Origin of the sequence: Klebsiella sp. 141162 (assembly GCF_050600755.1) — a bacterium.
Lineage (GTDB): Bacteria > Pseudomonadota > Gammaproteobacteria > Enterobacterales > Enterobacteriaceae > Klebsiella > Klebsiella aerogenes.
On record NZ_JAQIRI010000001.1, the window covers coordinates 367,795 to 393,575 of the forward strand.

A 25,781-nucleotide genomic window follows, 5' to 3' on the forward strand; every position below is an offset into this window, starting at 1 on the left:
GAAGAATGAATCTTACACTGAGCAAAAGCGTGCTGGCGGCACTGCCACTGGCCATCGCGCTGGCTGGCTGCGCGCCATCGCATGACATTGGCGGCCCTTTAAAGCAGCAAACCCCGGCATCTCACGTTTCGATGGATCTGCCCGCCTCCGTAAAAAATGGCTGGCCGCATACCGACTGGTGGAAAGATTACCACGATGCCCAACTGGATAATCTGATTCAGCGCGCGTTAGCCAATGCTCCGGATATGCAAATTGCCGCGCAGCGCATCAAGCTGGCCGAAGCGCAGGCGCGAATGTCTCAGGCGAATCTCGGTCCGGAGATGGATTTCTCCGCCGATATCGAACGACAGAAAATGTCCGCGGAAGGCCTGATGGGGCCATTCGCCACCGACACCGACGGCAATACCGGACCCTGGTATACCAACGGTACCTTTGGCCTGACCGCCGGTTGGGATCTGGACCTGTGGGGGAAAAACCGCGCGCTGGTGAAAGCGCGCATCGGCGAAGTGAAAGCCCAGCTCGCCGAGCAGGCGCAGACCCGCGAGCTGCTGGCCAGCAGCGTGGCGCGCCTGTACTGGCAGTGGCAGACCGAAGCGGCGGTAAAAACGGTGCTGCAGCAGGTTAAAAGCGAACAGAATAATATTGTTAGCGTCGATACCGCGCTCTATCAGCGTGGCATCACCAACTCCGCCGAAGGGGCGGAGAACGACATTAACGTCAGCAAAACCGATCAGCAGCTGGCCGACGTGGCGGGTAATATGAAAGAGATTGAAGCGCGGCTGATGGCGTTAACCAACAGCCAGAGCCAGTCGCTCAATCTGCGAGCGGCGCCGCTGCCCGCGGTCAGCGCGCAGATGCCGAGCGAACTGGGCTATGAACTGCTGGCCCGCCGTCCGGATCTGCAGGAAGCCCACTGGTATATCGAATCCTCGCTGAGCGAAATTGATGCGGCGAAAGCGGCGTTTTATCCGGATATCAACCTGATGGCGTTCCTGCAGCAGGATGCGCTGCATTTAAGCGATCTGTTCCGTCATTCGGCGCAGCAGATGGGCGTGACCGCCGGGCTGACGCTGCCTATCTTTGATAGCGGCAGGCTGAATGCCAATCTCGATATCGCCAGCGCGCAGAACGGCCTGTCGATCGCTAAATACAACAAAGCCGTAGTCGATGCGGTGAACCAGGTGGCGAAAACCGCAAGCCAGGTAGAGACGCTGATGGAGAAAAACCAGCAGCAGCAGCAGGTGGAGAAAGATGCGCAGCGGGTGGTCAATCTCGCCCAGGCGCGGATGAATGCGGGAATCTTACCCGGTTCCCGCGTGAGTATGGCGAAGCTACCTGCGCTACAGGAGCGAATCACCGCCCTGCGCCTGCACGGCCAGTGGCTGGACGCCAGCATTCAGCTGACTTCCGCGCTGGGCGGCGGTTATCACCAGACGACGAAATAACGGCGTCAATAGCGGCGCGCGGCGCCGCTATTCATTATCATCCTCTGTATCTTCCGCTTTTCTTTTCGCTTCCCGGCGTTTCAGCCACAGATGAGCTCCGACTACCAGCGCCACCACCAGGATCAGCCAGACCCAGTGTTTGATGTGCTGATCGAGATGATGTAGCCATGGGCCTATCGCCTCGCCGCCAAGGTAGCCGAGGGTGGTAAAAATCAGCGCCCAAACGATGGCGCCGAAAATATTCAGCGGCAGAAAAATTTTCGGCGGCAAGCGACTGGCGCCGATCAAGACCGGGCCGATAACCCGAAAGCCGTACATAAAGCGGGTGCCGATAACGAACAGATAGGGATGCCGCTGAATCAGGCGCTGCGCTTTCCGGATCCGCGCCTTCTGCCGCGAGAAGCGACGCAGTAGCTTGCCGCCGAACTGGCGCCCCAGAAAATAGAGTAGCTGATCGCCGATCATGCCGCCTAAGGCTACGGCAACGACCACCAAAGGAAACTTCAATAGACCCTGATGCGCCGCCACGCCGCCAAGGATGGTGATGGTTTCACCTTCTGCGATGCTGCCGATAACCAGCGCCGCGTAGCCGTATTGGGAAATCAGGTGATTGATATCCATATAAACATAAACCCCTACTATTACCAGTCCCTTAATCATACACCCTGATGATTAAAACGGTCTGAAGCGCATTTTTATCGCTGTACACAAAATAATCTACAGAGTGAATTATACTTGTATCAGTGCTGTACGAAGCCGTGACAAGGGGGACGCTATGAACCATGTCTGGGGACTCTTCTCTCATCCTAATCAAGAGATGAGCGTGATCAAGAGTGAAAATGAAACCATTTCGCACCATTATACCCACCATGTGCTGGTGATGGCGGCGGTTCCGGTTATCTGTGCCTTTATCGGTACGACGCAGCTCGGCTGGAACTTCGGCGACGGCACGGTGATTAAGCTTTCACTGATGACCGGGTTGGTATTAGCGGTACTGTTTTATGCCGTGATGCTGGCCGGGGTGGCGGTGATGGGGCGGGTGATCTGGTGGATGGCCAGGAGCTATCCGCAACAGCCGTCTCTGAAACGCTGTATGGTCTTTGCCGGCTACGTCGCGACGCCGCTGTTTTTAAGCGGGATCGTGGCGCTCTATCCGCTGGTATGGCTGTGCGCGTTAATAGGCACCATCGCGCTGTTTTACACCGGTTATCTGCTGTATCTGGGTATTCCGACCTTTCTGAGTATTAATAAGGAAGAGGGGCTCAGCTTCGCCAGCTCAACCCTGGCTATCGGGGTGCTGGTGCTGGAAGTGCTGCTGGCGATCACCGTCGTGCTGTGGGGCTACGGGTACCGACTCTTCTAATCAGATGCATTGCCGGCAGAAATGAATAATTATGTCGGCAATGCAGCATTTACTCACGATTCTTATTGGCCTCAGGGCGTTATGACGCGGTATGATGGCGTTTGCCAGCGGCGTAGCCCACTTTACGCCGCGGCGTACGTTCAATAGCGTGCAAAAATACTTTTCAGAATGCCCATGATGCCGAATTTTCGAATTTCCTTGCTCAGCCTGACTTTGCTGCTGGCTGTGCCTTTTGCGCCCCAGGCGATAGCAAAAACCAGCGCGGTAACCGCCGCTTCCCAGCCGGATATCGCTTCCGGTAGCGCGATGATCGTCGATCTGGCGACCAAGAAAATCATCTACGCCAGCCAGCCCGATTTGGTGCGCCCGATGGCGTCGATCACCAAAGTAATGACCGCCATGGTGGTGCTGGATGCGCATTTACCGCTGGACGAGATGCTGACCGTTGATATCAGCCAGACGCCGGAGATGAAAGGTATCTATTCCCGCGTGCGTCTTAACAGCCAAATCAGCCGCCGCAATATGCTGCTGCTGGCGCTGATGTCCTCGGAAAACCGCGCCGCCGCCAGCCTGGCGCACCACTATCCTGGCGGTTATAACGCTTTTATCCGCGCGATGAACGCCAAAGCGCAGGCGCTGGGGATGACCCATACACGCTATGTTGAGCCGACCGGCCTGTCGGTGCATAACGTCTCCACGGCGCGCGATCTGACTAAGCTGCTGATCGCCAGCGAACAATATCCGCTGATCGGCCAGCTAAGCACCACCAAAGAAGATACCGCCACCTTTGCGCATCCGGCTTATACCTTGCCGTTCCGCAATACCAACCATCTGGTGTATCGCGATAACTGGAATATTCAGCTGACCAAAACCGGCTTTACTAACGCCGCCGGCCACTGCCTGATTATGCGTACGGTGATTAATCAACGCCCGGTGGCGCTGGTGGTAATGGACGCGTTTGGCAAATACACCCATTTTGCCGACGCCAGTCGTTTACGGACCTGGATTGAAACCGGCAAGGTGATGCCGGTTCCGGCCTCCGCATTGAGCTATAAAAAGCAGCGCGAAGCGCAGATGGCGGAAGCGATGCTGAAAGGCGGCACGCAGACCGCGCAGAACGATTAATTTGTCCTTCCCCGGATTGCGCTGCAATCCGGGAATTCTAATATCACTCCGGTAACGTCCAGTCGCCGTCGCCAAGCTGGCGCTGCATAATGAGGGTATCGCGCCAGTCGCCCATCTTATAGCCGACGCTGCGCAGCTGTCCGGCAACGGTAAAGCCAAATTTCTTATGAATGGCAATCGAGCCGGCGTTGTTGTGGCCGTCGCCGATAATCGCCAGCATTTGCCGCCACGGCCCCTGTTCACACTGCGCGATGAGGCGCGTCAGCAGCGCGCTGCCGATGCCGCGCCCGCCCATGCCGGACTCGACGTAAATCGACTCTTCCAGCGTATAGCGATAGGCCGGGCGAGGGCGGTAAAAGGTGGCATAGCAGTAGCCGACAATGGTGCCGCGCCACAGCGCGACCAGCCACGGAAGCCCGTTATCGCGCACGGTTTTAATTCGCTTGCGCATTTCGTCGACGGTAGGCGGGATCTCTTCAAACGAGGCGCGGCCGTTAAGCACGTGCCAGACGTACAGCGCGGCAATCGCATGCGCGTCATCGGGCAGCGCTTCGCGGATCTCTAAGTCGGCGTCTTGTAACTTATCCTTGGCGGACATGGGGGCTCCTCAAGCTAATTGGCCGGAGAGTCTTTTTCTCCGGCATGCAGCGTAATACAGAAGTCCCGCGGCTGAACAGTCCTGGTTAACGATTATTGTGCTTCCGTTGGCTTCTGCGCCTCGCCCCAGTATTTTTGTTTGCTGGTTTTGCCGATACCCGGATTCATGCTGTTGGTGGGATCGTTCTGGCGATAGAAGCGCTTTAAACTCTCCGCCGCTTCATACAGATGGCCGACGTTGTGCTCCGCCGGATACTGCGCGCCGCGCGCTTTCAACAGATCCAGCATTTTTTCCTTCAGTTCGTGCGCGTCGACCCCTTTCTTCACGATGTAATCCTGGTGGAAGACGTGACACATAAAGTGGCCATAGTAGAGCTTGTAGACCAGCTGGCTGTCGATTTCCGCCGGCAGATGTTCGAACCAGTCGGTGTCATTGCGGCGCAGGGCGATGTCCAGCGCCAGAATATCTTCCACTTCGTCGGCATGTACCGCCTGATAGCGGATCGCCGCGCCGGCGGCGGCGAAGCGGTGCAGGAATGCCTTGCTGCCTTCTTCCGCGGTACAGACAAAGAAATCGCCTTCGGCCTGCTGGAAATATTCCGTAAGCCACTTCTGCGCTTCTTCGATGCCGTCGCCGGCCATCTTCAGCAGCAGGTGATGTTCGTACTTATCGCGCCAGGTTTTCATACGCTCCGGCAGGTGCGCCGGGAAGGCATGACCGAGCTTCTGCATAAAGCGGTCGGTGAAGTGCGGCTTGAACAGGGAGATCTTTTCCAGCATCGCGTCGGTACGCCCCTTCATGGTGAAGAAGAACGGCATTTTGTCGGTGCCGAGCTTATCGATCATCAGGAAGGTATCTTTGCCATATTTTTCGGCGATATCGTAAATATCGCGGTGCATATATTCGCCGGCCACCGGCAGATTATTGAATTCAGCGAGGATGTGGCGGCGGATCTCGGTGAGCACTTCCGGCTGGTTAGTGCCGATATAGAACACCTGCTGGCGTTTTTCCGCTGGAAAAGTATCGAGACGGACGGCGAAGACCGCCAGCTTGCCGGCGCAGCCGGAGGATTCGAACAGGCGGTCCGGGTCGGCGTTATAGCGAGCCGGAGTATCGGCGTTGACATCGCGCACGCGGGTGACGTAATCGTGATCGTGGGCGTGGCGGCCATCGTGTTGCACGTCGGCATCGGTGATACGATCGTCGTCGAGGCGGCTCAGGATTTGTTCCGGCGTCGCGCCTAAATCGATTCCCAGATGGTTGACTAATTTCAGTTTGCCGTCGGCGTCAATCTGCGCAAACAGCGACATTTCGGTATAGGCCGGTCCGCGCTGCACCAGCGATCCGCCGGAGTTGTTACAGATACCGCCGATAACCGATGCGCCGATGCAAGAAGAGCCGATCACCGAGTGCGGTTCGCGGCCCAGCGGCTTGAGCGCTTTTTCCAGTGAATAGAGGGTGGTACCAGGGTAGGCCAGCACCTGCTCGCCCTTATCCAGCAGGTGCAGCTTGTCCAGACGCAGCGTGCTGATAATGACGATTTCGCGATCGTAATCATTGCCGCTCGGGGTGGAGCCTTCGGTCAAGCCGGTATTCGCCGCCTGCATCAGGATAATTTTGTCAGCTTGTACGCAGGCGCTGAGCACCCGCCATAGTTCAAGCAGGGTACCGGGGAACACCACCGCCAGCGCATCGCCGTGGCCGGAGCGGAAACCTTTTCGGTAACGCTGGGTTTTCGCCGGATCGGTTAACAGATGCGAGGAGCCAACCAGCCGCGCCAGTTCCGCCAAAAAGGGAGGGTTATTTATTGTTGTTGCAGATGACATGATTCACTCCTTGTGGGCACAGGAAAGCTATATCGCTGTTAGCATACCGCTTTGTATGACAATTTGGTGTATGAATGTTTCTATAAATCAGATAAGAACCTTAGCATTCTACGGGCGCGTTGTTTATATATATGGCAAACTGCGGTTTTTGCTGCGTTTTCGCTGGGTTATTAGCACCGAATCAAAGAGGGATACATAATAATGAAATGGTTGTGTACTGTTGGCGTCGCCGTGAGCCTGGCGCTGCAACCCGCGCTGGCCGATGAACTGTTTGGTAACCATCCGCTGACGCCTGAGGCGCGAGATGCGTTTGTTAGCGAACTGCTGAAAAAAATGACGGTCGATGAAAAAATCGGTCAGCTGCGCTTAATCAGCGTTGGCCCGGATAACCCGAAAGAAGCGATCCGGGAAATGATCAAAAACGGTCAGGTTGGGGCGATTTTTAATACCGTGACCCGGCCTGATATCCGCGTGATGCAGGATCAGGTGATGCAGCTAAGCCGCCTGAAGATCCCGCTGTTTTTCGCCTACGATGTGCTGCACGGCCAGCGTACCGTCTTCCCGATAAGCCTCGGCCTGGCCTCCTCTTTTAATCTCGACGCGGTGAATACCGTCGGGCGTATCTCGGCCTACGAAGCGGCTGACGATGGTCTTAATATGACCTGGGCGCCGATGGTCGACGTTTCTCGCGACCCGCGCTGGGGCCGCGCCTCTGAAGGGTTTGGCGAAGACACTTACCTGACCACCGTGATGGGTAAAGCGATGGTGGAATCGATGCAGGGCAAGAGCCCGGCAGACCGCTATTCGGTGATGACCAGCGTTAAACACTTCGCCGCCTACGGCGCGGTTGAAGGCGGTAAAGAGTACAACACCGTCGATATGAGCCCGCAGCGCCTGTTCAACGACTACATGCCACCGTATAAAGCCGGTCTCGATGCCGGCAGCGGCGCGGTGATGGTGGCGCTAAACTCGCTCAACGGTACCCCGGCCACTTCCGATTCCTGGCTGCTGAAAGACGTCCTGCGCGACCAGTGGGGCTTCAAAGGCATCACCGTTTCCGACCATGGCGCCATCAAAGAGTTGATTAAACACGGTGTCGCCTCCGACCCGGAAGACGCGGTGCGCGTCGCGCTGAAGTCCGGTATCAACATGAGCATGAGCGATGAGTACTACAGCAAATATCTGCCGGGGCTGGTGAAATCCGGCAAGGTGACGATGGCTGAACTGGATGACGCTACCCGCCACGTGCTCAACGTCAAGTATGACATGGGGCTGTTCAACGATCCGTACAGCCATCTGGGGCCGAAAGCGTCCGACCCGCAGGACACCAACGCCGAAAGCCGTCTGCATCGTAAAGAGGCGCGCGAAGTGGCGCGAGAAAGCCTGGTGCTGCTGAAAAATCGTCTCGATACGTTGCCGCTGAAAAAATCCGGTACCATCGCGGTGGTGGGCACGCTGGCGGATAGCAAGCGCGACATGATGGGCAGCTGGTCGGCGGCGGGCGTGGCCGATCAGTCGGTCACCGTGCTGACCGGCATCAAAGAGGCGCTGGGCGATAAAGGCAAAGTGATTTATGCCAAAGGCGCTAACGTTACCGACGATAAAGGCATTGTCGATTTCCTTAACCTGTATGAGAAAGCGGTGCAGGTCGACCCACGTTCGCCGCAGGAGATGATCGATGAGGCCGTGGCGGCGGCGAAACAGTCCGACGTGGTCGTTGCGGTGGTGGGCGAAGCGCAGGGTATGGCGCATGAGGCTTCCAGCCGTACCGATATCACCCTGCCGCAAAGTCAGCGCGATCTGATTAGCGCGCTGAAAGCGACCGGTAAACCGCTGGTGCTGGTGCTGATGAACGGGCGTCCGCTGGCGCTGGTGAAAGAGGATCAGCAGGCGGATGCGCTGCTGGAGACTTGGTTTGCCGGTACTGAAGGCGGCCATGCGATCGCCGATGTGTTGTTTGGCGATTACAACCCGTCCGGTAAGCTGCCGATGTCCTTCCCGCGTTCGGTGGGGCAGATCCCGACCTACTACAGCCATCTGAATACCGGCCGTCCGTATAATCCGGAAAAACCGAATAAATACACTTCGCGTTATTTCGATCAAGCGAACGGCCCGCTGTATCCATTTGGCTATGGCCTGAGCTACACCACCTTTAGCGTTTCCGATGTCAAAATGTCGGCGCCGACGATGCCGCGCGACGGCAGCGTGACCGCCAGCGTGCAGGTGACCAACACCGGCAAACGTGAAGGGGCGACGGTGATCCAGCTTTATCTGCAGGACGTGACCGCGTCGATGAGCCGGCCGGTGAAAATGCTACGCGGCTTTAAGAAGGTGAATCTCAAGCCGGGCGAGACGCAAACTGTCAGCTTCCCGATTGATGTTGAAGCGCTGAAGTTCTGGAACCAGCAGATGAAATACGTTGCCGAACCGGGCAAATTTAACGTCTTTATCGGCGTCGATTCCGCCCGCGTTAAGCAGAGCGAATTTGAGCTGCTGTAGTCGCGAGCCCAGTAAAAAGGGATAAACCGGGTGTTACACCTGAAAGGCCGATTAATCGGCCTTTTCTTTTTCGTTAAATGGCCAAATGGACTACGCTTTTCTCTTAAGCTTCTGTAAGCGAAGCGTATAAAAATGAGGGAAGCGGGATGATGATGGCAATGAAATGGTTAGGTGTAATGGCGCTTGCAGCCCTGCTTAGCCTGCCGCTGCAGGCGGCGGAACCGGTGAAGGTGGGCTCGAAAATCGATACGGAAGGGGCGCTGCTCGGCAATATCATTTTGCAGGTGCTGGAAAGCCATGGGGTGAAAACGGTCAATAAAGTCCAGCTTGGCACCACGCCGGTGGTTCGCGGAGCGATTACCGCTGGTGAACTGGATATCTATCCGGAATATACCGGCAACGGTGCTTTCTTCTTTAAAGATGAAAATGACCCGGCGTGGAAAAACGCCAAACAGGGCTATGAAAAAGTTAAGAAGCTGGACGCGGAAAAAAACAAGCTGATCTGGCTGACCCCGGCCCCCGCAAATAATACCTGGACTATCGCAGTGCGACAGGAAGTGGCAGAGCAAAATCATCTTACTTCATTGGCCGATCTTAGCGCCTATCTACAGAAGGGCGGCGACTTTAAACTGGCGGCTTCCGCGGAGTTTATCGAGCGCGCCGATGCCCTGCCGGCATTTGAAAAAGCTTACGGATTTAAGCTTAATCAGAATCAGCTGTTGTCGCTGGCTGGCGGCGATACCGCAGTGACGATCAAAGCGGCGGCACAGCAAACCTCCGGTGTTAACGCGGCGATGGCCTATGGTACCGATGGGCCGGTGGCGGCGCTGGGGTTACAAACCCTGAGCGATCCAAAAGGCGTACAGCCCATTTACGCGCCGGCGCCGGTGGTGCGCGACGCGGTGCTGAAGGCGTATCCGCAGATGGCGCAGTGGCTGGAGCCGGTGTTCGCTAGCCTCGATGAAAAAACATTGCAGAAACTAAACGCCAGTATTGCCGTTGAAGGGCGTGACGCGAAGAGCGTTGCCGCCGATTACCTGCAACAAAAAGGGCTGCTGAAGTAAGGACTGGTGACTATTCGTTGTTATAACCGCGTGGCGCTGCTGCTCACGCTACTGCTGTTGGCCGTGGCGGCGCTGCCGTTTGTTACTTATGCCCCTAATCGTCTGCTCTCCGGTGAAGCGCGCTGGCTCTGGACGCAAATGCCGTGGCTGGCGGCGGCGCAGCTGGCGGGCGGGCTGTTGCTGTTGTTATTGTGCTGGATCCCTGGCCGTCTGGCGCTGTTAGGAAGTCTGCTGATTGCCGATTTGCTCCTGCCACTACTAATGTGGGGCGCCGGAGACATCGCGCTACAGCTAGTGCAACAGGGTTCCCCGCTGGCGCGTACCTCTCCTGGCAGCGGATTATGGCTTGCTCTCGCGCTATGCCTGCTGCTTGCCAGCGATACTATCCGCCGACTGACTCCGCACGCTTTATGGCGTTGGCTGCTGAATGCGCAGCTTTGGTTGCTACCGTGCCTGCTGCTGTGGCATGGGGCCCTCGATCAACTCTCTTTGCTGAAAGAATATGCTAACCGCGAGGATGTCTTTAATGACGCGCTGCGTCAGCATCTATGGTTGTTGTTCGGGACGTTGCTACCCGGATTATTATTGGGTTTATCGATAGGCTTCGCCCTCTGGCGGCGACCGCACTGGCAGGCGCCAGTATTTACCTTCCTTAATGTGATTCAAACTATTCCCTCGGTGGCGCTATTCGGTTTGTTGATCGCGCCGCTCGCCGGTTTGACCCGCCATTTTCCGTGGTTGGGGAATATAGGTATTTCTGGAACCGGGATGGCGCCGGCGCTGATCGCGCTGGTGTTGTACGCGTTATTGCCGCTGGTGCGCGGGGTGGTGAGCGGACTACAGCAGGTGCCGCGGGAGGCGCTGGAAAGCGCGATGGCGATGGGAATGAGCGGCGGACAGCGTTTTCGCCAGGTCCAAATGCCGTTGGCGCTACCGATTCTGCTGCGTAGCCTGCGGGTCGTCAGCGTGCAGACCGTCGGTATGGCGGTGGTGGCGGCGCTGATAGGCGCGGGCGGCTTCGGCGCTTTGGTGTTTCAGGGGCTCCTCAGCAGCGCGCTGGATTTGGTGCTACTGGGCGTCATTCCGACGATTGCGTTGGCGGTAGTCGTGGATGCCGTGTTTGCACTGTGGGGCGCGTTATTAAAAGGAGAGGCGCATGATTGAATTCGCCGGGGTGAACAAGGCCTTCGCCGGACAGCCGGCGGTGAAGGATCTTAATCTGCATCTGCGCGAAGGCGCGTTTTCCGTGCTGATTGGTACTTCCGGCTCCGGAAAATCGACCACTCTGAAGATGATTAATCAACTCGTGGAACAGGATAGTGGAGTGATACGCTTCGCCGGCGAGGATATCCGTCGACAGCCGCTGCTGGCGCTGCGCCGCCGTATGGGGTACGCCATTCAGTCTATCGGCCTGTTTCCACACTGGACGGTGGCGCAGAATATCGCCACCGTGCCGCAGCTGCAAAAGTGGCCGCGCGGAAAAATTACCGAGCGGGTTGATGAACTCATGGCGTTACTTGGCCTGGAACCTCTGCTACGCGATCGCTACCCGCATCAGCTTTCCGGCGGCCAGCAGCAGCGCGTTGGTGTGGCGCGGGCGCTGGCAGCCAACCCGGAGGTGCTGTTAATGGATGAGCCATTTGGCGCGCTGGATCCGGTCACCCGCCAAGCGCTGCAGCAGGAGATGCTGCGCATTCATCGTCTGTTTGGGCGCACGATCGTGCTCGTCACCCATGATATCGACGAAGCGCTACGCCTGGCGGATCACCTGGTGCTGATGGACAGCGGCGAAGTGGTGCAGCAGGGGGAACCTATGCAGATGCTACTGCAGCCGAAAAACGCCTTTGTTGAAACCTTCTTTGGCCGTAGCGAACTGGGCGTTCGGCTGCTCTCGCTACGCGGCGTTGGGGATTACCTGCGGCGGGATGAACGGCTGGCAGGCGATGCGCTGAACGTCTCGATGACGTTGCGCGAGGCGCTGTCGCAGTTTGTCGCTCACCGCCGCGACGTTTTGCCGGTGGTCGATGAACAGGGTGAAGCGTGCGGTACGTTGCACTTTGCAGACCTGCTACACGATAGGGGCACGATGTGAAGGCGCTTCGCGATCCGCTACTGTGGCTGGTAGCGCTGTTTATCGCGCTGCTGCTGGTATTGCCCCACAGCGCGCCGCTGTTTAGCTGGCTGTTTCCGGAGCTGCCGCGCCCGGTTTATCAGCAGGAGAGTTTTCTGGCGCTGACGCTGGCCCACTTTTGGCTGGTGGCGCTCTCAAGCATTGCCGCGACGGTTATCGGCGTGGGGGCAGGGATTATCGTCACCCGACCCGCCGGGCGAGAGTTTCGTCCACTGGTGGAAACTATTGCCGCCATGGGACAGACATTTCCGCCGGTAGCGGTACTGGCGATCGCGGTACCGGTGATGGGCTTCGGCTGGCAGCCGGCGCTTATCGCATTGGCGCTATACGGAATATTGCCCGTGCTGCAGGGGACGCTGGCTGGATTAAGTTCGATATCGCCTGGGGTATTGAATATTGCCGAGGGGATGGGGATGAGCGGCTGGCAGCGGTTGTGCAAGGTGGAGCTGCCGCTGGCGGCGCCGGTGATGCTGGCCGGGATCCGCACCTCGACCATCGTCAATATTGGTACAGCAACCATTGCCTCAACGGTGGGCGCCAACACCCTCGGCACGCCGATAATTATCGGTCTCAGCGGCTTTAATACCGCTTATGTGCTGCAAGGGGCGCTGCTGGTGGCGCTCGCCGCGATCATAATTGACCGCTTTTTTGAACGGCTGAACCAGTGGATCAGCCGACACCGCCGCGAACAATAAACGAGTAACCTGCCAGCATGACGCCGCCGATCCCGCCGATGGCCATGCATAAGAAGAGGGTAATGACCGCGATTTTCGCAGGCTTCATGATAGGCTCCTTTTGTTAACGGAGGGATTATACGGTGAAGCGCAGGTGTTAATGAAACATTAATTGCTATTTAGCCAGATCAGATTTTCCCGCTGTTCCCATTCGCGGAGCTGCGCTGCCTGAGGGCTACCCGGCGGCGCGGGGCACCACACCAGCAGGGTGCTGTCAGGAAATAGCTGCGGGCGGATCTGATTAAGCGAGTGCGCGACGATATCCACCCGCCAGCCCTGCTCGCAGGCGATCCAACCTTCCAGCCATAATTGAGTGGTGTCATCGGTGTTCCAGCCCACCACCACCGCGTGATGGCCGGGGCGCTTCCAGGCATGGGCGAGACATTGGGCGATGTGGTTGATTAAGATACCATCGAGCAGGCTACGCAGCGCCAGTAAAGTCGGCTGAGGGCTTAGCAGGCGGTGGCGAAGCGGATTGAGCAGATGATGCACCAGCATCTGTGCGCTATAGCTGTGGCTACGCTCTTTGAGCCATAGCCGCACGCGTTGGTAATGACCTTCCTGCAGAAAACCGAGCAAGATTTCCTGCTGTTCGCGCCAGCCGTCTTCGACATCCGCTTCGCGATCGGGCAGCAGGTTTTTTACTTTGCTGACCTGAACGCCGGCATCAATCCAGCGCTTAATTTCGCGGATGCGATCGATTTCACTGTCATTGAATAAACGATGGCCGCCATCGGTGCGTTGCGGCTTGATGAGTTCATAACGTCGCTGCCAGGCTCGCAGCGTCACGGGATTGATATCACAAAGCTGAGCCACTTCGCCTATCGTATACAGCGCCATTTTCCCCTCCCGCCGTGTGCTCCTCATTTAACTGTAGAAGGGGTTTATCAATTGTTCATTTTTTGCGCTTTACGGCGCCGGCGAGACGGTGGGAAGTGTGATCGTCACCATGATTTATCATTTTCTTGTATCGCTTCAAAGAAAGTTATGGACGGGCAGTGTATGTTACGCGCTTTCAAAGGTTGTGTGGTTGGCGGGTATGTACGAGTTCGATCTGGTCTTGCTGCTGCTCCAGCAGATGTGCGTGTTTCTGGTTATCGCCTGGCTGATGAGTAAAACGCGGCTGTTCATTCCCCTGATGCAGGTCACCGTGCGTTTACCGCATAAGCTGCTGTGCTATGTCACCTTCTCGATTTTTTGCATTATGGGGACCTATTTCGGTCTGCATATCGAAGACTCTATTGCTAATACTCGCGCTATTGGCGCAGTGATGGGTGGCCTGCTCGGCGGCCCGGTGGTCGGCGGTCTGGTGGGGTTGACCGGCGGCTTGCATCGCTATTCGCTGGGCGGCATGACGGCGTTAAGCTGTATGGTGTCGACCATTGTCGAAGGGCTGCTCGGCGGCCTGGTACACAGCATACTGATTAAACGCGGACGTCCGGATAAAGTGTTCAGCCCGCTTACCGCCGGGGCGATTACCTTTTTCGCTGAACTGGTACAGATGCTGATAATTCTGCTCATTGCGCGGCCATTCCAGGATGCGTTGCACCTGGTGCAGAGTATCGCCGCGCCGATGATGGTCACGAATACCGTCGGCGCCGCGCTGTTTATGCGCATTCTGCTGGATAAGCGAGCGATGTTTGAGAAATACACCTCGGCTTTTTCAGCCACCGCGTTAAAGGTGGCGGCCTCCACCGAGGGGATCCTGCGCCAGGGGTTCAACGAAGAGAACAGTATGAAGGTCGCTCAGGTGCTGATTCAGGAACTCGATATCGGCGCCGTGGCGATTACCGACCGCGAAAGGCTGCTGGCGTTTACCGGTATCGGCGACGATCATCATCTGCCAGGTAAACCTATCTCCTCATCCTATACACAAAAGGCGATTGATACCGGCGAAGTGGTTTATGCCGACGGCAACGAGGTGCCATACCGTTGTTCAATTCACCCCGGCTGTAAACTGGGCTCGACGCTGGTCATTCCGCTGCGCGGTGAGAATCAACGGGTTATTGGCACTATTAAGCTATATGAAGCGAAAAACCGCTTGTTCAGCTCGATTAACCGCACGTTGGGGGAGGGGATAGCGCAACTGCTGTCGGCGCAGATCCTTGCCGGCCAGTATGAACGACAGAAAGCGTTGCTGACCCAGTCGGAAATTAAACTGCTACACGCGCAGGTTAACCCGCACTTTCTGTTCAACGCCCTGAACACGCTGAAGGCAGTGATCCGCCGTGATAGCGATCAGGCTGGGCAACTGGTGCAGTATTTATCGACCTTCTTTCGCAAAAATCTGAAGCGACCAACGGAGATTGTCACCCTGGCGGACGAAATTGAACATGTGAATGCCTATCTGCAAATTGAGAAGGCGCGATTCCAGGATAATTTGCAGATACGCATGCAGGTGCCAGCGTCGCTTGAGCATCTCCAGCTACCGGCATTTACGTTACAGCCGATAGTCGAAAACGCGATCAAGCACGGCACCTCTCAGCATCTTGGCGTGGGCGAAATTACCATTCGCGCCAGTCAGCATGAGCGTTGGCTACAGCTGGATGTGGAAGACAATGCCGGGCTTTACCGTGATAACCCTAATGCCAGCGGGCTTGGGATGAGTCTGGTGGACAGACGACTGCGCACGCGCTTCGGCGCCGACTGCGGAATTAGCGTCGCTTGCGAAGCGGAACATTTTACCCGCATCACGCTGCGACTGCCTGTGGAGGAAAATGCATGCTAAAAGTTTTAATCGTCGATGATGAGCCGCTGGCGCGGGAAAACCTGCGCATCCTGCTGGAGGAGCAAAGCGATATAGAAATCGTTGGCGAATGCGGCAATGCCGTCGAAGCGATTGGCGCGGTGCATAAGCTGCGTCCCGACGTGCTGTTTCTGGACATTCAAATGCCGCGTATCAGTGGGCTGGAGATGGTTGGCATGCTCGATCCTGAACATCGCCCCTATATCGTCTTTTTAACCGCCTTCGATGAATATGCGGTGAAGGCGTTTGAAGAGCACGCTTTCGATTATCTCCTCAAGCCTATTGAGAACGTCCGGCTGGAGAAAACGCTGGGCCGCCTGCGCCAGGAGCGCAGTCTGCAGGATGTATCACTGTTGGAGGATGCCCAGCAGGCGCTGAAGTACATTCCCTGCACCGGTCACAGCCGCATCTGGCTACTGCAAATGGAGGATGTGGCTTTTGTGAGCAGCCGAATGAGCGGTATTTACGTCACCGATAGCGAAGGCAAAGAAGGTTTTACCGAGCTGACTCTGCGTACTCTGGAAAGCCGAACGCCGCTGCTGCGCTGCCACCGTCAGTATTTGGTTAACATGGCGCATTTGAAAGAGATCCGCCTTGAGGAGAACGGCCAGGCGGAGCTACTGATGCGCGCCGGGCAAACGGTGCCGGTCAGCCGTCGTTATCTGAAAAGCCTGAAAGAGGCGATTGGTCTGTAAAAACGCGGAATCATGGTAGACTTAGCGCCAGCATTTTTCATCATGAAGGCATTATGATCAGTAACGACATTTTACGTAGCCTGCGCTACACCCTGAAAACGAATAATAACGGTCTGGTACGTATCTTTGCGCTGGCGGATGCGCCGGTGAGTGCGGAACAACTGGTACCCTGGCTGAAAAAAGAAGACGAAGAAGGGTTTGCGCGCTGCCCGGATGTCGTACTGTCGAATTTCCTCAACGGTCTGATTTACGACAAGCGTGGTAAAGATGAGTCGGCGCCGCCGCTGGCGGTCGAGCGCCGGGTGAATAACAATATCGTACTGAAAAAATTGCGTATCGCCTTCTCGCTGAAGACCGACGACATTCTGGCGATCCTGACTCAGCAAAAATTCCGCGTGTCGATGCCTGAAATTACCGCCATGATGCGCGCGCCGGACCATAAAAACTACCGTGAATGCGGCGATCAGTTTTTGCGCTATTTCCTGCGCGGTCTTACCGAGCGCGAGCACGCCAAAGGCTAAGCGCCTGACTTGACCCGGGCCTGCGCCCGGGCCCTGTATCTCTTTACTTCTTCACTTCTTTAAAACCCTGCGATTCCAGCAGCTTAGTCGATACTGATAGCGAAACAAACTGCTGTGAGCAGTCGGTGAACATCGAGCCCGGCAGCTTGCACAGCTCGCTGATTTTCGCTTTGCTGAAATCCACGGTCAGATGTTCAAGCGCGTAGGAATCTTTATAGTCGATGGTCTGCTCAACGCCCTGCAGATTACGATAGACGCTGCTGATCGGCTCGATAATCGCCCGCGCCTGTTCTTTATTTTCGGCGCCGATCGATTTATAGGGAATGGTATTGTCGGCATCCTGACGCAGCACTTTGTCGCCGTCATAGTGGTAGGTAAAGCTAAGTTCGACGCCGTTAGTATTCAGCGCAAAGGTTTTAGTCTCTTCTTTTTTATTATCGCAGCCGGCGAGGGCCGCCAGCAGAACGGATACGGCCAGCACGCCAGCCATCTTGCGGTTAAATTTCATCACGATTCCCTATGTTGAGTGGTATTGCGCGTCCAGAGAGGAGCAGACAGTAATGATTATTATGGCGATTACACGTTGTCGCAACAGAAGGCGTGAAGGGAATAAAAAAAGCGCTGCCGGAGCAGCGCTTTTGCGGAGGGTTATTTAACCTGCTGACCCGGCTGTGCGCCGCTGTCAGGGCTTAACAGGAAGATATCTTTCCCGCCAGGGCCGGCGGCCATCACCATCCCTTCGGAGATACCGAAGCGCATTTTACGCGGCGCCAGGTTGGCGACCATCACCGTCAGACGGCCAATCAGCGCCTGCGGATCCGGGTAGGCGGATCGGATGCCGGAGAAGACGTTGCGCTTCTCGCCGCCGAGATCGAGGGTCAGGCGCAGCAGCTTATCGGAACCGTCGACGAACTCGGCGTTTTCAATCAGCGCGATGCGCATATCCACCTTGGCGAAATCGTCAAAGGAGATAGTTTCCTGGATCGGATCATCGGCCAGCGGGCCAGTCACCGGCGCGGCGGCGGCTTTAACTTCTTCTTTAGAGGCTTCCACCAGCGCTTCGACCTGTTTCATCTCAATGCGATTGTACAGCGCTTTGAAAGCGTTAACCTTGTGCGCCAGCAGCGGCTGCTGGATGGCGTCCCAGCTCAGCTCGGTGTTGAGGAACGCTTCAGCGCGCGCGCTCAGCCCCGGCAGAACCGGCTTCAGCCAGGTCATCAATACGCGGAACATGTTCAGCCCCATGGTGCAGATTGCCTGCAGGTCGGCGTCACGGCCTTCCTGTTTGGCCACCACCCACGGCGCCTGCTCGTCGACATAGCGGTTAGCGACGTCGGCCAGCGCCATAATTTCGCGGATTGCTTTACCGAACTCGCGGCTTTCCCACGCTTCGCCGATAGCGGCAGCCGCATCGGTGAAGGTTTTATACAGCGCCGGGTCAGCCAGCTCAGCAGAGAGCATGCCGTCAAAGCGTTTATTGATAAAGCCGGCGTTACGTGAGGCCAGGTTGACCACTTTGTTAACGATATCGGCGTTAACGCGCTGGATAAAGTCTTCCAGGTTCAGGTCGATATCATCGATGCGCGAAGAGAGCTTAGCGGTGTAGTAGTAGCGCAGGCTATCGGCATCAAAATGGTTCAGCCAGGTGCTGGCTTTGATAAAGGTGCCGCGAGATTTGGACATCTTGGCGCCGTTTACCGTGACATAGCCGTGAACGAACAGGTTGGTCGGCTTACGGAAATTGCTGCCTTCAAGCATGGCCGGCCAGAACAGGCTGTGGAAGTAAACGATGTCTTTACCGATGAAGTGATATAGCTCGGCGCTGGAATCTTTCTTCCAGTATTCATCGAAGCTGGTTGTGTCGCCGCGTTTATCGCACAGATTCTTAAAGGAACCCATGTAACCGATCGGCGCATCCAGCCAGACGTAGAAGTATTTGCCCGGCGCATTCGGAATTTCAAAGCCAAAGTACGGCGCGTCACGGGAAATATCCCACTGCTGCAGGCCGGATTCGAACCACTCCTGCATTTTGTTCGCCACCTGCTCCTGCAGCGCGCCGCTGCGGGTCCACGCCTGCAGCATTTCGCTAAAGGACGGCAGGTCGAAGAAGAAGTGCTCAGATTCACGCATCACCGGCGTCGCGCCGGACACCACGGATTTCGGGTCGATGAGTTCAGTCGGGCTGTAGGTCGCGCCGCAGACTTCGCAGTTATCGCCGTACTGGTCCGGAGATTTACACTTCGGACAGGTACCTTTGACGAAACGGTCCGGCAGGAACATGCCCTTTTCCGGGTCGTAGAGCTGGGAGATAGTGCGGTTTTTAATAAAACCGTTTTCTTTCAGACGGGTATAGATAAGCTCCGACAGCTCGCGGTTCTCGTCGCTGTGCGTCGAGTGGTAGTTGTCGTAACTGATATCGAAACCGGCAAAATCGGTCTGATGCTCCTGACTCATCTCGCCAATCATCTGCTCCGGGGTGATGCCAAGCTGCTGCGCTTTCAGCATAATCGGGGTGCCGTGGGCGTCGTCGGCGCAGATGAAGTTGACTTCGTGGCCGCGCATTCGCTGGTAACGGACCCAGACATCAGCCTGGATGTGCTCCAGCATGTGGCCGAGGTGGATAGAGCCGTTGGCGTACGGCAGCGCGCACGTTACCAGAATTTTTTTCGCGACTTGAGTCATAGTGGGCATTACATCTTCTGTTGTAAAAAGGGCTTTTGATGTTACCTGAAAGGCAATAATTTGGTAAGCCCAAAGCTTATTGTGGGGGAATTATTCCCTTTCAGGTAAACTTAACGGACAAGAATCAACTCACAATAACAAAGGAGTCGGGATGAGTTCGCAATCCCAGGCCAAATCCCCCGAACGTCTACGTGCGATGGTCGCCGGGACTCTGGCTAATTTCCAGCACCCAACCCTGAAGCATAACCTCACCACGCTAAAGGCGCTGCACCATGTTGCCTGGCTTGACGATACCGTGCATATCGAGATCCAAATGCCGTTCGTCTGGACCCGCGCGTTTGAGGCGTTGAAGGAGCAATGCAGCGCCGAGCTGCTGCGCATTACCGGCGCGAAGGCCATCGACTGGAAGCTCTCTCACAGTATCGCCACCCTGAAGCGAGTGAAAAACCAGCCGGGCATTAATGGCGTGAAAAACATCATCGCCGTGAGTTCCGGTAAAGGCGGGGTGGGCAAATCTTCTACCGCCGTGAACCTCGCCCTGGCGCTGGCGGCGGAAGGGGCCAAAGTGGGTATTCTCGATGCCGATATCTATGGTCCGTCGATTCCGACCATGCTCGGCGCCGAAGACAGCCGCCCGACGTCGCCGGACGGCACCCATATGGCGCCGATCATGAAGTATGGCCTGGCGACTAACTCCATTGGTTATCTGGTAACCGACGACAACGCCATGGTGTGGCGCGGCCCGATGGCCAGCAAGGCGCTGATGCAGATGCTTCAAGAGACGCTGTGGCCGGATCTGGATTACCTGGTACTGGATATGCCGCCGGGAACGGGCGACATCCAGCTGACCCTGGCGCAAAACATTCCGGTGACCGGCGCGGTAGTGGTGACGACGCCGCAGGACATCGCGCTGATCGACGCCAAAAAAGGCATCGTGATGTTTGAGAAGGTGGAAGTGCCGGTCGTGGGGATCGTGGAAAACATGAGCATGCATATCTGCAGCAACTGTGGCCACCACGAACCTATCTTTGGCACCGGCGGCGCCGAGAAGCTGGCGGCGAAGTATCACACCCAGTTGCTAGGCCAGTTGCCATTGCATATCACGCTGCGTGAAGACCTGGATAAAGGCACGCCGACGGTCATTGCGCGTCCGGAAAGCGAGTTTACCGATATCTACCGCCAGCTGGCGGGACGCGTGGCGGCGCAGATGTACTGGCAGGGCGAAGTTATCCCGAGCGAGATCGCCTTCCGCGCCGTTTAAGGCTGGGTGTAACGCATCAGCCAATAATCTCCGTCAGGAGACGCGCCCTGCGCTTCGACTTTCCAGCCGTGATGCTGGTAGAAGCGCAGGGCGTTTTCATTTCGCGACAGGCACTTCAGCGTGCCGCTGCGCTTAAATGAGCGCTGAACCTGTTCCAGCAGCAGGCTACCGACGCCTTTTCCCTGCCACTGCGGATCCACGAACAGGTTATGCAGGAAGTTGTCGATAACCCACACCGAGGCGAATCCTGCCAGCACATCGCCGCATTCGGCGACCCATAGCTGTTCGTCTTGCACTACGGCATCAAAATCTTCCAACCGCCATTGATCGCCGTTAAGCCATGTCCACGAGGCAAGACGCGCGTCAAGAAACAGCTGACGCAGGCGAGGGTAGTCGCTGTCGCGGCCAGGACGAATACGCAACTGCGGCGATAGTGAGAGCTTAGCGATGATAGAAGATCTCGCCGTCATACACTTTCAGGATCTTGCCTTCGGTGTCGGTGATCAGAACATAGTTGCCGCCCATGTAGGTCCAGTGGCTGCCGGCATCCGGCGCGGGCAGGTTACGCAATTGCCACTGCTTGATGTTGTACTCAGGAGTGAGGTACATCGCCGGCACGGTATCGCCAATATGAAATTGGGTAAAATCAGCGGTGAATTCTTTCATCGCATACTGTTCAATCCCGGAGGCCGGCGCCGCCCAGCTTGCGCTGGCGCTGGCAAGAAGTACGCCCAGAAGCATCATTTTTGTTTTACGCATATTTTCCTCAATATTACCTGGACTCAAAATAGCAGCCTCGTATCATTCCTGAAGCGCTGCTGAAATGGCAAGCACTGGTTTTTTAAAAAGTGTAAGCAAAACACGGCTGAAGTCTTGTGCCGCTTGCGTTGTTACGCGGTAAATCGCTATTTTGGGAGCATTCTGAAGCTTTGGAGAATTGGCATGTTCAGGCTGGAAGATCTGACCTTATTTGTCCGCGCGGCGGCGTTAGGCAGTTTTAGCGAGGCGGCACGAGAAGCGGGGCAGCAGCCAGCGCAGGTAAGCGCGGCGATCAAACGCCTGGAAACGACGCTTAATATTCGCCTCTTTGCTCGTTCGACCCGTAGCCTGCGTCTGACTCCGGAGGGCGAAACCTGGTTGCCCTATGCCACTCAGATGCTCGATACCTTACAGGCCGGGTTACAGAAAATTCAGGCGCCGGGGGATGAAGTGCGCGGCACGCTGCAAATCTCTGTGCCATCCGACCTTGGGCGCAACCTGCTGCTCAAGGTATTTTGCGCTTTTCGCGAACGTCATCCGGCGCTGAGTCTGCGGCTGCACTTTTCCGATCATCTGACCGACGTGTTTAAAGATCCGGTGGATGTCGCTTTTCGCTACGGCTACCACGAAGACGCTTCGTTTATCTCGCTGCCGGTCGCGCCGGAGAATCGCCGGGTGTTAGTCGCTTCACCGCAGTGGATTGCCCGCCACGGTCAAATCAGTAGTCTGGAGGAGTTATCCCGGCACAGTGCGCTACTGTATGTATTACGCGGCCGGCCTTTTGACCGCTGGCCGCTGATTTCAGGTAATGAAGTACATACCGTGGAGATGAACGGCGCGATTATGAGCGATGATGCGGAGGTGATCCGTCGGCTGGCGGTAGCCGGGGAGGGGATCGCATATAAATCGTTTCTCGATGTCAGCGACGATCTGCGGGAAGGAAGACTGGTGCGGCTGCTGCCGGACTATCAGGGCGATTTAACGCCGTTGAATATGATTTGTCCGCACCGCAAACAGCTCTCTGCCGCGGTGCGTTTGTTATATCAAGAGGTGAAATCACATTGTGAAGCGCTTAGTGCTTAACTAAGGTCGCGAAATAATAGATTAGCGGGATCGCCAGCACCCACAGGCCAATCGGAATTTCACGCCACTTGCCGGCGATCGCTTTGATGACAATGTAAAACAGCAGTCCGCCGGCAATACCGGTGCCGAAGCTGTTGGCGATGAGCGTAATCATCACCATCATGAGGACCGGCAGTCCATCGGTAAAGTTACCCAGATCGACTTTGCGCAGGCCGCTGAACATATTCAGGCCAATCAGAATTAACGCCGGCGCGGTGGCCTCTTTAGGGATCATGAGCGCCACCGGCGTAAACAGTAGCATCAACAGGAACATCACCGCCGCCGAGAGCGCCGTGAGGCCGGTCTTGCCGCCGGCTTCCGCCGCCGCGGATGATTCAATCAGCGCCGTAGCCGCCGGAATACCGACCCACGGGCCCAGCGCGGCGGCAATCGAATCGACCATAAACGGGCGATTAATCTGCGGCATGTTACCTTCTTCATCCAGTAAACCCGCTTCGCCACCGACCGCCAGGGTCGTGCCCATGGTCGAGAAAAACTCGGACGCGAAAAAGACGAACAGGAACGGCAGAAAGGCGATATTTAATGCCCCCAACAGATCGATTTGCCCGAACACCGGAGCCAGCGAGTGCGGAACATCAATAAAGCTGCCCGGCAGCTTTGTTACCCCGAACGGAATACCCACCAGGGTGGCGAACAGAATGGCCCACAGTATCGCGCCGGGCACTTTACGCGCCTGTAGCGCTATCGCCAGAAACAGGCCGCACAGCGCCACCAGCGCGCCGGGGGCAAGAAAATCGCCGAGCATCAGGGCGTTGGTTTTGGCATTCGCCAACACCAGCCCGGCATTGCGAAAGCCGAGAACCGCGACGAACAACCCGATCGAGGCCGTCAGCCCCAGCTTAATTGACTGCGGTACCGAGCGAGTGACCACTTCGCGCAGGCCAAATTGGGTCAACAGGAAGAAGAGGATCCCCGACCAGCAGGCAATTCCGAGGCCAATCTGCCAGCCAATACCTTCGCTGCCCGCCAGCGTCACCCCTACCAGTACCGAGCCGCCAATGCCCGGGCCGACGATAAACGGCAGGTTGGCATAAAACGCCATCAATAGCGAACCGGCGACAAAAACCAGGATAGTGCCGGTGGTGGCGGCGCCTTTATCCATTCCGCCAATCGCCAGCAGCCCTGGAATGACCACCAGTAAATAGGCGGCGGCGAGAAAGCCGGTGATCCCGGCCAGGCATTCGGTGCGTAGCGAACCGCCCCGTGAGTGCAGCGCAAAGCGGCGCTCCAGCCAGTGGCTACGGGCAGAAGTATGAAGTGTGTTATCGGCCATGCTCAGGCTCCCTGAGGATTATTGTTGTGATGAGTTGGCGCCGGTGTCTCCCGGCAGGCTATCAACGGGTCAAATATCTGGCGACTGCCGCCGTCGGTGAGACCCAAATCGGTTAGATGCGGCCCGGCATTACAGGCGAGGCAGGTGCCTTCAATCGCTTTAAATACCCGGTATGGCGGCTCCCAGTCGGCGACTTTACTGCTTAAATCTCGCAGCTCGCGGAACTGCCGCGCCAGCTCGGCGGCGGGAAGATCGGAGAGCATGCCGGCAATCGGCATTGCCACATGGGCCAGGATCTCGCCCTGTTGCGCCAGCGCCATTCCGCCGCCGGAAGCGATCAGCTGATTTGCCGCTAGGGCCATATCCTGAGCATCGCGCCCGAGCACGACCAGGTTATGTGAATCATGCGAGTAGCTGGTGGCGATGGCGCCGCGCAGCTCGCCCCAGCCTTCGAGCAGGGCGATTTGCGGCGTTGCCTGATGGCGGCCGTGGCGGTGCTTAACCCAAATTAGGCTAAAGCCCGCGGGCAGTTGTACTTCGCCGTCGCGGATCTGTACTTCTACTTCACCCCATTTCGTGAAGCGCGCGCCGCTGATGTGGCGCAGGCGGGCGACGCCATGGCGAATGCCCTTAATTCGCAGGATAAAGTCTTCCGCGGCGAGGGGTGCTAACTGCAGAGTATCACGCGGCGGCGTCACGCCGGGCGCGGCGGCAAGGGGGGTTAGCAGGTGACCGCTGCGAGCGATAAGTTTGCCGCCGACGTAGACCTCCTGAGCCTCGAGTTTCTCCAGCGAATCAAACACCACCAGATCCGCGCGCCGTCCTGCGGCAATCAGCCCAAGATCGTTACGCTGCAGGCGAATAGCCGCATTGAGGGTGGCGAAACGCAGCACATCGACCGTTGGCAAACCGTGTTCAATCAGCAGGTTGAGCAGAGCGATAATGCCACCTTTCTCCAGCAGCATATCCGGCGGGACGTCATCGGTGCAGACGGTGATTTGCGAAGAGAGATGCGGCAGCGTTTTTAACGCCGTAACGATATCGGGCAGCAGATAGGGGTGTGAGCCGCGAATTTCGATAGTCAGCCCGGCGCGCAGTTTTTCAAGCGCATCGGCCGCTGAAGTCAGCTCATGATCGGAGGTGACGCCGGCGGCGAGGTACGCTTGCAGGTCAGCACCGCTAAGCCCGCGGGCGTGTCCCTCAATCAGTTTGCCGCTGTTAAGCCCGGCCTGAACAATCTCCTGCATCCGTTCGCTACCGTTCAGCACACCGTGCATATCCATCACTTCCGCCACGCCGCGTACTTCCGGCCAACCGAGCATGGTTTCCATTTCAGCGCCGGCGAAATCAGCGCCGGACATTTCGAGACCTGGCGTAGAGGGGACGCTGGACGGCGCGGCCACCATCACCTGTAGCGGCAGGTGGCGACTGGCGTCAACCGCGTAGCGCACGCCATCGACGCCGAGCACGTTGGCCAGCTCATGCGGATCCCAGAATACCGCGGTGGTACCCTGCGTCAGGACGATTTCGGCATAGCGCTCGGGCGGTAGATGCGAACTTTCAAGGTGTACGTGGGTGTCCATCAAGCCGGGCGACAGATAGCCGCCTTGCAGCGAGCGCACTTCATGGGCGTCGGCGCGGCTACCGCGCGGATGCACGCTGGCAATCATTTCACCCACAATGCCGACGTCAGCGTCGCGGACTTCGCCAGTGGCCATATCGACGATCTGCGCATCGATAAGCAACAGATCAAACGGGGACTCGCCGCGCGCGGCCTGTACGGCGCGACGACGGACTTCAGCATTGCTGGACATAACAACTCCGCCACAAGGATAATGCGGATACTCTAGGGGCACAGCAAACGTTTGCCCAGATGAATAAATTTATCGCCCGATAAGCTCGGGTTATCCTGTATG

24 protein-coding genes are annotated in these 25,781 nt (G+C 57.0%); 13 read left to right on the forward strand and 11 right to left on the reverse strand.

Annotated elements, in window-relative coordinates:
• Positions 1-5 precede the first annotated feature (5 nt).
• Positions 6-1,445 (forward strand): multidrug resistance outer membrane protein MdtQ, encoded by a 1,440-nt coding sequence (gene mdtQ, locus PGR23_RS01685; RefSeq protein WP_315711221.1) that lies wholly within the window; start codon positions 6-8, stop codon positions 1,443-1,445.
• A gap of 27 nt (positions 1,446-1,472) precedes the next feature.
• On the opposite strand, the gene PGR23_RS01690 is transcribed toward mdtQ, so the two are convergent.
• Positions 1,473-2,066, reverse strand: a complete 594-nt coding sequence (locus PGR23_RS01690) for a DedA family protein (RefSeq protein ID WP_047044885.1) — start codon at positions 2,064-2,066, stop codon at positions 1,473-1,475.
• Between the two features lie 154 nt (positions 2,067-2,220).
• Between PGR23_RS01690 and PGR23_RS01695 the strand changes: the two genes are divergently transcribed.
• Together PGR23_RS01695 and pbpG are read left to right on the forward strand one after the other, a co-directional pair.
• Complete coding sequence (locus tag PGR23_RS01695) at positions 2,221-2,808, forward strand: Yip1 family protein (protein WP_045391252.1); 588 nt, start codon at positions 2,221-2,223, stop codon at positions 2,806-2,808.
• Between the two features lie 174 nt (positions 2,809-2,982).
• Positions 2,983-3,933: a D-alanyl-D-alanine endopeptidase gene (pbpG, locus tag PGR23_RS01700; protein WP_161799877.1), complete on the forward strand. Its 951-nt coding sequence runs from the start codon at positions 2,983-2,985 to the stop codon at positions 3,931-3,933.
• 43 nt (positions 3,934-3,976) lie between these two features.
• On the opposite strand, the gene PGR23_RS01705 is transcribed toward pbpG, so the two are convergent.
• Positions 3,977-4,531, reverse strand: a complete 555-nt coding sequence (locus tag PGR23_RS01705) for a GNAT family N-acetyltransferase (protein ID WP_015365736.1) — start codon at positions 4,529-4,531, stop codon at positions 3,977-3,979.
• 92 nt (positions 4,532-4,623) lie between these two features.
• Positions 4,624-6,357, reverse strand: a complete 1,734-nt coding sequence (gene dld / locus PGR23_RS01710) for a D-lactate dehydrogenase (protein WP_315711220.1) — start codon at positions 6,355-6,357, stop codon at positions 4,624-4,626.
• Between the two features lie 201 nt (positions 6,358-6,558).
• Here dld and bglX point away from each other — a divergent pair, with 201 nt between their 5' ends.
• The 5 genes from bglX (at position 6,559) to PGR23_RS01735 (ending at position 12,746) form a co-directional block, all read left to right on the forward strand.
• Positions 6,559-8,856, forward strand: a complete 2,298-nt coding sequence (gene bglX / locus PGR23_RS01715; protein ID WP_369049821.1) for a beta-glucosidase BglX — start codon at positions 6,559-6,561, stop codon at positions 8,854-8,856.
• A 146-nt stretch (positions 8,857-9,002) separates the two neighbouring features.
• Positions 9,003-9,920 carry a glycine betaine ABC transporter substrate-binding protein OsmF gene (osmF, locus tag PGR23_RS01720; protein WP_396279528.1) on the forward strand — a complete coding sequence of 306 codons (918 nt, stop codon included), beginning with the start codon at positions 9,003-9,005 and terminating at the stop codon, positions 9,918-9,920.
• A 6-nt stretch (positions 9,921-9,926) separates the two neighbouring features.
• The gene (locus tag PGR23_RS01725) at positions 9,927-11,084 is read left to right on the forward strand and encodes an ABC transporter permease (RefSeq protein ID WP_396279529.1); all 1,158 of its coding nucleotides are present in this window, start codon (positions 9,927-9,929) and stop codon (positions 11,082-11,084) included.
• Positions 11,077-12,012 carry an ABC transporter ATP-binding protein gene (locus tag PGR23_RS01730; RefSeq protein WP_213797420.1) on the forward strand — a complete coding sequence of 312 codons (936 nt, stop codon included), beginning with the start codon at positions 11,077-11,079 and terminating at the stop codon, positions 12,010-12,012. The genes PGR23_RS01725 and PGR23_RS01730 overlap by 8 nt, the downstream gene beginning before the upstream one ends.
• On the forward strand, positions 12,009-12,746 hold the full coding sequence (locus PGR23_RS01735; protein ID WP_047044871.1) for an ABC transporter permease: 738 nt from the start codon (positions 12,009-12,011) through the stop codon (positions 12,744-12,746). Before PGR23_RS01730 ends, PGR23_RS01735 begins: the two co-directional genes overlap by 4 nt.
• Here PGR23_RS01735 and PGR23_RS01740 read toward each other — a convergent pair.
• On the reverse strand, positions 12,721-12,834 hold the full coding sequence (locus PGR23_RS01740; RefSeq protein WP_015365743.1) for a protein YohO: 114 nt from the start codon (positions 12,832-12,834) through the stop codon (positions 12,721-12,723). The genes PGR23_RS01735 and PGR23_RS01740 overlap by 26 nt on opposite strands.
• A gap of 59 nt (positions 12,835-12,893) precedes the next feature.
• Positions 12,894-13,625, reverse strand: coding sequence for a MerR family transcriptional regulator (locus PGR23_RS01745; protein WP_045391234.1), 732 nt, complete (start codon positions 13,623-13,625; stop codon positions 12,894-12,896).
• Positions 13,626-13,824: 199 nt separating this feature from the next.
• Between PGR23_RS01745 and PGR23_RS01750 the strand changes: the two genes are divergently transcribed.
• The 3 genes from PGR23_RS01750 to PGR23_RS01760 are packed head-to-tail and all read left to right on the forward strand — an operon-like array spanning position 13,825 to position 16,747.
• The gene (locus PGR23_RS01750) at positions 13,825-15,513 is read left to right on the forward strand and encodes a sensor histidine kinase (RefSeq protein ID WP_047066103.1); all 1,689 of its coding nucleotides are present in this window, start codon (positions 13,825-13,827) and stop codon (positions 15,511-15,513) included.
• Positions 15,507-16,226: a two-component system response regulator BtsR gene (btsR, locus tag PGR23_RS01755; protein ID WP_045391229.1), complete on the forward strand. Its 720-nt coding sequence runs from the start codon at positions 15,507-15,509 to the stop codon at positions 16,224-16,226. Before PGR23_RS01750 ends, btsR begins: the two co-directional genes overlap by 7 nt.
• Positions 16,227-16,279: 53 nt before the next feature.
• Positions 16,280-16,747, forward strand: coding sequence for a DUF1456 family protein (locus PGR23_RS01760; RefSeq protein ID WP_015706088.1), 468 nt, complete (start codon positions 16,280-16,282; stop codon positions 16,745-16,747).
• A 43-nt stretch (positions 16,748-16,790) separates the two neighbouring features.
• On the opposite strand, the gene PGR23_RS01765 is transcribed toward PGR23_RS01760, so the two are convergent.
• Positions 16,791-17,255 (reverse strand): YehR family lipoprotein, encoded by a 465-nt coding sequence (locus tag PGR23_RS01765; RefSeq protein ID WP_047066101.1) that lies wholly within the window; start codon positions 17,253-17,255, stop codon positions 16,791-16,793.
• Between the two features lie 140 nt (positions 17,256-17,395).
• On the reverse strand, positions 17,396-19,429 hold the full coding sequence (gene metG / locus PGR23_RS01770; RefSeq protein ID WP_045377042.1) for a methionine--tRNA ligase: 2,034 nt from the start codon (positions 19,427-19,429) through the stop codon (positions 17,396-17,398).
• A gap of 151 nt (positions 19,430-19,580) precedes the next feature.
• On the opposite strand from metG, the gene apbC reads away from it, so the two are divergent.
• Entirely contained in the window at positions 19,581-20,690 is a 1,110-nt protein-coding gene (gene apbC / locus PGR23_RS01775; protein WP_015365751.1) for an iron-sulfur cluster carrier protein ApbC, read from the forward strand.
• Here apbC and PGR23_RS01780 read toward each other — a convergent pair.
• Together PGR23_RS01780 and PGR23_RS01785 are read right to left on the reverse strand one after the other, a co-directional pair.
• Entirely contained in the window at positions 20,687-21,160 is a 474-nt protein-coding gene (locus tag PGR23_RS01780; RefSeq protein WP_047051024.1) for a GNAT family N-acetyltransferase, read from the reverse strand. The two genes, apbC and PGR23_RS01780, sit on opposite strands and share 4 nt — an antisense overlap.
• Positions 21,132-21,449, reverse strand: a complete 318-nt coding sequence (locus tag PGR23_RS01785; protein WP_015365753.1) for an RcnB family protein — start codon at positions 21,447-21,449, stop codon at positions 21,132-21,134. Before PGR23_RS01785 ends, PGR23_RS01780 begins: the two co-directional genes overlap by 29 nt.
• A 183-nt stretch (positions 21,450-21,632) precedes the next feature.
• Here PGR23_RS01785 and PGR23_RS01790 point away from each other — a divergent pair, with 183 nt between their 5' ends.
• Positions 21,633-22,532 carry a LysR family transcriptional regulator gene (locus tag PGR23_RS01790; protein WP_047051025.1) on the forward strand — a complete coding sequence of 300 codons (900 nt, stop codon included), beginning with the start codon at positions 21,633-21,635 and terminating at the stop codon, positions 22,530-22,532.
• On the opposite strand, the gene PGR23_RS01795 is transcribed toward PGR23_RS01790, so the two are convergent.
• Together PGR23_RS01795 and PGR23_RS01800 are read right to left on the reverse strand one after the other, a co-directional pair.
• Complete coding sequence (locus PGR23_RS01795) at positions 22,522-23,865, reverse strand: NCS2 family permease (RefSeq protein WP_045376687.1); 1,344 nt, start codon at positions 23,863-23,865, stop codon at positions 22,522-22,524. The genes PGR23_RS01790 and PGR23_RS01795 overlap by 11 nt on opposite strands.
• Positions 23,866-23,867: 2 nt before the next feature.
• Positions 23,868-25,679, reverse strand: a complete 1,812-nt coding sequence (locus PGR23_RS01800; RefSeq protein ID WP_396279530.1) for an adenine deaminase — start codon at positions 25,677-25,679, stop codon at positions 23,868-23,870.
• Positions 25,680-25,781: the final 102 nt, after the last annotated feature.

What these genes read in the sequence shown, in the direction of transcription:
- mdtQ (WP_315711221.1), top strand. Translation starts at nt 6, where the DNA reads ATGAATCTTACACTGAGCAAAAGCGTGCTGGCGGCACTGCCACTGGCC.
- PGR23_RS01690 (WP_047044885.1), bottom strand. Translation starts at nt 2,066, where the DNA reads ATGGATATCAATCACCTGATTTCCCAATACGGCTACGCGGCGCTGGTT.
- PGR23_RS01695 (WP_045391252.1), top strand. Translation starts at nt 2,221, where the DNA reads ATGAACCATGTCTGGGGACTCTTCTCTCATCCTAATCAAGAGATGAGC.
- pbpG (WP_161799877.1), top strand. Translation starts at nt 2,983, where the DNA reads ATGATGCCGAATTTTCGAATTTCCTTGCTCAGCCTGACTTTGCTGCTG.
- PGR23_RS01705 (WP_015365736.1), bottom strand. Translation starts at nt 4,531, where the DNA reads ATGTCCGCCAAGGATAAGTTACAAGACGCCGACTTAGAGATCCGCGAA.
- dld (WP_315711220.1), bottom strand. Translation starts at nt 6,357, where the DNA reads ATGTCATCTGCAACAACAATAAATAACCCTCCCTTTTTGGCGGAACTG.
- bglX (WP_369049821.1), top strand. Translation starts at nt 6,559, where the DNA reads ATGAAATGGTTGTGTACTGTTGGCGTCGCCGTGAGCCTGGCGCTGCAA.
- osmF (WP_396279528.1), top strand. Translation starts at nt 9,003, where the DNA reads ATGATGATGGCAATGAAATGGTTAGGTGTAATGGCGCTTGCAGCCCTG.
- PGR23_RS01730 (WP_213797420.1), top strand. Translation starts at nt 11,077, where the DNA reads ATGATTGAATTCGCCGGGGTGAACAAGGCCTTCGCCGGACAGCCGGCG.
- PGR23_RS01740 (WP_015365743.1), bottom strand. Translation starts at nt 12,834, where the DNA reads ATGAAGCCTGCGAAAATCGCGGTCATTACCCTCTTCTTATGCATGGCC.
- PGR23_RS01745 (WP_045391234.1), bottom strand. Translation starts at nt 13,625, where the DNA reads ATGGCGCTGTATACGATAGGCGAAGTGGCTCAGCTTTGTGATATCAAT.
- PGR23_RS01750 (WP_047066103.1), top strand. Translation starts at nt 13,825, where the DNA reads ATGTACGAGTTCGATCTGGTCTTGCTGCTGCTCCAGCAGATGTGCGTG.
- btsR (WP_045391229.1), top strand. Translation starts at nt 15,507, where the DNA reads ATGCTAAAAGTTTTAATCGTCGATGATGAGCCGCTGGCGCGGGAAAAC.
- PGR23_RS01760 (WP_015706088.1), top strand. Translation starts at nt 16,280, where the DNA reads ATGATCAGTAACGACATTTTACGTAGCCTGCGCTACACCCTGAAAACG.
- PGR23_RS01765 (WP_047066101.1), bottom strand. Translation starts at nt 17,255, where the DNA reads ATGAAATTTAACCGCAAGATGGCTGGCGTGCTGGCCGTATCCGTTCTG.
- metG (WP_045377042.1), bottom strand. Translation starts at nt 19,429, where the DNA reads ATGACTCAAGTCGCGAAAAAAATTCTGGTAACGTGCGCGCTGCCGTAC.
- apbC (WP_015365751.1), top strand. Translation starts at nt 19,581, where the DNA reads ATGAGTTCGCAATCCCAGGCCAAATCCCCCGAACGTCTACGTGCGATG.
- PGR23_RS01780 (WP_047051024.1), bottom strand. Translation starts at nt 21,160, where the DNA reads ATGACGGCGAGATCTTCTATCATCGCTAAGCTCTCACTATCGCCGCAG.
- PGR23_RS01785 (WP_015365753.1), bottom strand. Translation starts at nt 21,449, where the DNA reads ATGCGTAAAACAAAAATGATGCTTCTGGGCGTACTTCTTGCCAGCGCC.
- PGR23_RS01790 (WP_047051025.1), top strand. Translation starts at nt 21,633, where the DNA reads ATGTTCAGGCTGGAAGATCTGACCTTATTTGTCCGCGCGGCGGCGTTA.
- PGR23_RS01795 (WP_045376687.1), bottom strand. Translation starts at nt 23,865, where the DNA reads ATGGCCGATAACACACTTCATACTTCTGCCCGTAGCCACTGGCTGGAG.
- PGR23_RS01800 (WP_396279530.1), bottom strand. Translation starts at nt 25,679, where the DNA reads ATGTCCAGCAATGCTGAAGTCCGTCGTCGCGCCGTACAGGCCGCGCGC.